The sequence below is a fragment of the Acidovorax sp. HMWF018 genome (assembly GCF_003061035.1).
In the GTDB taxonomy this organism is placed as follows: Bacteria; Pseudomonadota; Gammaproteobacteria; order Burkholderiales; family Burkholderiaceae_C; genus Acidovorax; species Acidovorax delafieldii.
In genome coordinates this window covers 1-5090 of sequence record NZ_QAIM01000059.1, presented here as the reverse complement: position 1 = coordinate 5090, position 5090 = coordinate 1, and the positions used below count along the sequence as shown (strand labels likewise).

Annotated in this window: 5 protein-coding genes; 3 read left to right on the top strand and 2 right to left on the bottom strand. The window is 65.9% G+C overall.

Annotated features, from left to right (window positions below; all coding sequences use genetic code 11):
- On the top strand, window positions 1–888 hold an 888-nt coding region (locus DBR23_RS02175; protein ID WP_108497167.1), incomplete at its 5' end, for a hypothetical protein.
- 105 nt (window positions 889–993) lie between these two features.
- Entirely contained in the window at window positions 994–1293 is a 300-nt protein-coding gene (locus DBR23_RS02170; protein WP_056056870.1) for a hypothetical protein, read from the top strand.
- Between the two features lie 63 nt (window positions 1294–1356).
- On the opposite strand, the gene DBR23_RS02165 is transcribed toward DBR23_RS02170, so the two are convergent.
- A complete protein-coding gene (locus tag DBR23_RS02165; protein WP_108497166.1) occupies window positions 1357–2046 on the bottom strand; it encodes an HAD family phosphatase in 690 nt (229 codons plus the stop codon).
- Between the two features lie 49 nt (window positions 2047–2095).
- On the opposite strand from DBR23_RS02165, the gene DBR23_RS02160 reads away from it, so the two are divergent.
- On the top strand, window positions 2096–3175 hold the full coding sequence (locus tag DBR23_RS02160; protein WP_158276411.1) for an ankyrin repeat domain-containing protein: 1080 nt from the start codon (window positions 2096–2098) through the stop codon (window positions 3173–3175).
- A gap of 15 nt (window positions 3176–3190) precedes the next feature.
- On the opposite strand, the gene DBR23_RS02155 is transcribed toward DBR23_RS02160, so the two are convergent.
- The coding region (locus DBR23_RS02155; RefSeq protein WP_233250232.1) for a radical SAM protein at window positions 3191–5090 on the bottom strand (1900 nt) is incomplete at its 5' end.

Genomic DNA, 5090 nt, shown 5'->3' with positions numbered 1-5090 from the left:
GGCCTGTGGGTGCGGCGGGCGCAGGACGGTGGGCTTCGGGGGCTGTACCTGTGGGTGGGCGTGCGCAACATGCTGGCTGAGCCCCTGCCCCTGCCGGAGTTCGCGCTGCAGCTGGGCCGCCCTGGCATGCAGCCAGCGGCGCCGCGGATGCAATGCGCGCTGCCCCGCTACACCACGCGGCAGCTGGTGCCGCCGCAAACCACCCAGCAGTACCTGTGCAGTGCGGTCGAGGGCGGCTACGGGCTGCCACCCGCTGGCGTCAGCTGGCTGGCGCAGATGGGGCACTGGTTCAGCCAGGGTGCGGCGCTGCAGACCGTTATTCCCCAGCACGACCAAGCCCTGTCGCGCACCGCCCGCATCCTTGTGCAGGTGGACAACCCGGCGGTGGACAATTTCCTGCGCGGCGCCCGTGAATCCTCCGAGAAGCGTGAACAGCTGCGAAAAGAACGGGCCCAGGCGGAGGCTGCAGCGGCCAAGAAGGCCCGTGAAGCCAAGCCAGCGCGCCGCTCTGGCGAGTCGCTGCCGCTCTGGCTCAAGCGCCTGGCCTTTTTGGGTGGCGTGGCGGGTGCATTGGTTCTTTATGGTCTGCTCGCGCACCACTTCAGCGTGGCGGTGGCGTCCGGGGTGCTGTGGTTGGGCCTGGCCATTCCGAGCGCGATGTTCTTGCGGTCGATCTGGGCCATGGGCGGGACGGATGGCTGGGGCAAGCTCGCAGCGATCATCATGTCCGGGGCCGCCATCGTGGCGCCTTTTGTTGGCACGCTCGCTGCGTACACGGTCTACAAGCTGGTGGTGAGCGAGCGGGCGCGCCGCAAGGCGATCCTTTTCTTGCTCGGCGTGGTCGTATTCCTCCTGCTCCATGCGCTGGAGCGTTGGCTGTTCTGGTGACAGCAGGCTCTGCGCGCCCGCAGATGCGCAGGGCCTGGGCCTACAACGCGGGGCGGCCAGCGGCGCTAGGGTGAAGGGACTCCACGTCGCATACCAAGGCCCCACATGAAAACGACCCCCACAGCCCCCCGCAAGGAAGAGGAGATCATCCCCTCCGCTCCTGTGCCCGCCCGCACCGAGCGGCGCGTGAACACCACCCAGCCCCAGCCGCACCCCGGCAGCGGACCCGAAGACCTGAGCGGGCCCGAACCCCTCCTGCCGCACGAGCGCGACGAGGCGGTCAACATGACCGACGGCGAACCCGACGCCAAGATGGAGCAGGCCTACCGTGATGTGAAACGTGGACTGCAGGACACCGACCGGGGGCCACCGGCCGACAAGGCGTACCAAAAGCAGAAACGGTAATGCTGCAAATTTGATAGTTATTTCCGCCGATGGATAAGCGCTAGAGGCCAATTTTCATCAGTTTTACGGCACCCGCGCCGCCCTGAACCAGCGCGGCAGGTGGTCATGGGCATGCACCAGCGATCCGAGCACGCCGTGGCTGCGCTCAACCACCTCGATGCCCGGCACTCTGAGGTCCGGCACGATCACTACCGCGACCCCTGCGGCTTGCGCCGCGCGTGCGCCGTTCTCGCTGTCTTCAAACGCCAGGCACTTTGCGGGGTCCACGCCCAGGCGCACAGCTGCCAGCTGGTACAGGGCGGGGTCGGGTTTGCCGCGCGGTACCTCGTTGCCGCCAGCCCAGGCGTGAAAGTGCTGCAGCACGCCCACCCTGCCCAGGCGGTGCTCAATCTCGTCGCGCCGCGACGATGAGGCCACCGCGCAGGGCACGCCTGCTTGCCCCAAGGCGTGCAGCAGCGAGGCGGCGCCGGGTTTGAGGGGAAACAGGGGCTCTGGCCCCGCGTCCCACAGGCGCGCAGCCACATCGGATTGCACCTGTTCGAACATCTGCGGACCACCCAGCAAAGCCGTGAGCATGGTGTCGGAGTCGGTGGACGCGCGCCCCACCACCTGCAGGTAGTCGGCCTCTGCCAGTGCAATGCCCCGCGCCCGTGCGGCGTCCAGCCAGGCGCGCAGGGTCACGCGCTCGGAGTCGACCAGCAGTCCGTCCATGTCGAAGATGGCGGCGGTGAAGGGCGGGCGAGGTGTCTGCATCGAAATATGATGCCTGCAAAAACCAATGCTTCAGTCCATCCGAGGGAACATGGAAACCACGACGCGATTCACGCTGGTCTGCAAGAACGATACCGATGCCGATGCACTGCATGCGGTTTTCAGCACTCCCGGTGGTGCCGGGCTTGCAGCGGCGGTCAGGGCCTTCTTCGCGGCCCGCAAGCTCACCATCCACCCCACGGACCACCTGGGCTTTGACCGCTGCGAGCGTTCGGGCCTGGTGATCGACGCGGCATTCACCTCGGGCTCTGCCGATGTTGGTGCTTTCATCAAGCCCTTGTCCAAGGTCTGCCATGCGCTGCATGCCGAACTGGTCGATGATGAGGTCGCCCGCAAGCTTGAATATGGCTTCATCGACGGCAAGAAAAAGCCGCCCGTAGATGTCGTGGCCTTGATGAAGACCCTGGCCCCGACCGCCCAGCTCGGCCGTGTGGGAAAGATCATCGAGGCTGCCGAGCGCGAGCAGAACGACCCGACCTATGCCTTCATCCGCGCCATCGGGTTCTCCAAGAACCAGGCCACCGTGCAGGCCCTGCTGGAGAAGGGGGCCGACCCCAACAGCACATTCTCTTCCGGCTACGCCTGCCTGAACAAGGCCATCACCGACAAGCGCTTGAAGGTCGTGCAGCTCATGCTGGAGCATGGCGCCGACCCCAACCTGCCGCACAAGGGCTATCCCAACCTGTACGAGGCCTGTCGGTTCTCTGCACCCAAGATCGTGGACCTGCTGCTGCAGCACGGTGCCGACCCTGATGGGCGCGCTCAGGGCGCATCGGAAACGAGCTACCCCATCGAGATCGCCATCTACTACCACCAAGCCAAGATCGTGCAGTTGCTGCTGGACAAAGGCGCCACAACCCGCGGCCTGCCCAAGCTGGCCAATTTGCTGGAGCTCACGGCCCGCTCGTTCGACGCCATGTATGAGAACCTGGACGGCAAGCTCGCTATCCTGAAACTGCTGGTGCGCGACCCGGCGTGGAAGGCCGAACTCGTGCAACGCCGTGACCGGCTGACCGAAATGCTCCAGCAGTCGTTCGCTGCCTACAAGTATCAGACGCCCAAGGACCGCAAGGACTTCGACGACATCCTGGCTTTCATGGCGGCTGCTTGAAGAAATACTGCTGGCTCAGCCGCGCTGCTGCAGCGCCCGTTCAATCCGGTCCCGCCGCACCGTCGTCTTGGGCACCTTGAACGGGAACCACGTGCGTACGTCCTCTTCGAGCCCGATGCCGTGCATGTAGTTATAGATGGCCTTCTTCAGCGCGCCGCCCAGCGCGTCGTGGTCCACCCCCGTGGGGTCGATGAAGGCCACGTCGTTCTTGGCAAAGTCACCGGGCGGCAGCGGTGCCAGCGTGACGCCGTATTCCTCGGGGTTTTTGCCGACGGGCGAGTGCACGGTGCAGGCAAAGCGGTGGAAGAACCCGCTCTGGATGCAGCCGTTGGCGAACAACTGGCGCACGTACTCCAGCGCGTCCACCGTGTCTTGCACGGTCTGGGTGGGAAAGCCGTACATCAGGTAAGCATGCACCAGGATGCCCGCGTCGGTGAAGGCCCGGGTCACGCGCGCCACCTGGTCCACCGACACGCCTTTTTTCATCAGCGTGAGCAGCCGGTCTGACGCGACTTCGAGCCCGCCCGAGATCGCAATGCAGCCGCTGTCGGCCAGCAGCTCGGCCAGGTCGGGGGTGAAGGTTTTTTCAAACCGCACATTGCCCCACCAGCTGATGCCTGCGTTGCGCGCGATGAGCTCGGTAGCCAGCGCCTTGAGTGCCTTGGGCGGTGCGGCTTCGTCCACAAAGTGAAAGCCGGTCTGTCCCGTCTCGCGCACGATCTGCTCGATGCGGTCGGCCAGCACGGCGGCGCTTGCGCCTTCGTAGCGGCTGATGTAGTCCAGGCTCACGTCGCAGAAGCTGCACTTCTTCCAGTAGCAGCCGTGCGCCACGGTGAGCTTGTTCCAGCGCCCGTCGCTCCACAGACGGTGCATGGGGTTGAGCATGTCCAGCAGCGACAGGTAGCGGTCCAGCGGCAGGCCGTCCCAGGTGGGTGTGCCCACCTCGGCAAAGGCGATGTCGGCTTCCATCATGTTGATGTACTGCACCGCGCCATCCTCACCGCGCACGAAGGTGCGCACCAAGCGCTGGCGGCCGCGTTCACCGCGCAGGTGTTCCAGCAGCGCCAGCAGCGGGCGCTCGCCCGCGTCCAGCGTCACGTAGTCAAAGTGGTCAAACACGCGCGGGTCGGCCAGCTCGCGCAGTTCGGTGTTCACAAAGCCGCCGCCCAGCACGGTGGCGATGTGTGGGTAGTGCGCCTTGATGGCCTGGGCGATGCGGAACGCCGCATACACGGACCCCGGGAACGGCACGGACAGCAGCACCACGCTGGGCTGGTGCTGGGCAATCGCTTCGTGCGTGAGCTGCTCCAGCAACTCGTCCACCAGCGTGGGCGGCGCAGCGAGTGCTTGGGCCAGCGGGTCAAACGTGGGCTGGCTGCCGGCCAGCGATTCGGCATAGCGCACAAACTCAAAGCGCTCGTCCACCGCGTCGCGCAGCACATCGGCCAGGTCGTTCAGGTACAGCGTGGCCAGGTGCTTGGCCTTGTCCGTCAGGCCGAGCGCGCCAAAGGCCCAGCCCAGCGGGTCGCCGCCTTCGTCATCCACATACACATCCAGTGTGGCAAAGCGCGGGCCCTCGGGCAGGTAGTTCCGTCCCACGATGCGGTGCGCCAGCGTGCTGTCGCGGCCTTGCAAGAAGGCAATGGCGGGGCCGATGGTGGCGAGGTAGCGGTCCTTTTGCGCCGCAAAACTTTGCACGGCGGGGCTCTGCTTTTTGGCGGGCAGTGCGTCCACCTTGTCGACCACGGCCTTCAGGCCTTCGGGCGAGAGCAGGCGCAGCACCAGCGCCAATGCCAGGTCTTCCTGGAACGCCGTCACGCCGCGCGAGCGCAGGAATCCCGTGAGGTAGGCGGTGGAGGGGTATGGCGTGTTCAGCTGCGTCATCGGGGGGATGACGGAGAGGACGCGCTGGGCG

What these genes read in the sequence shown, in the direction of transcription:
- DBR23_RS02165 (WP_108497166.1), bottom strand. Translation starts at nt 2,046, where the DNA reads ATGCAGACACCTCGCCCGCCCTTCACCGCCGCCATCTTCGACATGGAC.
- DBR23_RS02160 (WP_158276411.1), top strand. Translation starts at nt 2,096, where the DNA reads ATGGAAACCACGACGCGATTCACGCTGGTCTGCAAGAACGATACCGAT.
- DBR23_RS02170 (WP_056056870.1), top strand. Translation starts at nt 994, where the DNA reads ATGAAAACGACCCCCACAGCCCCCCGCAAGGAAGAGGAGATCATCCCC.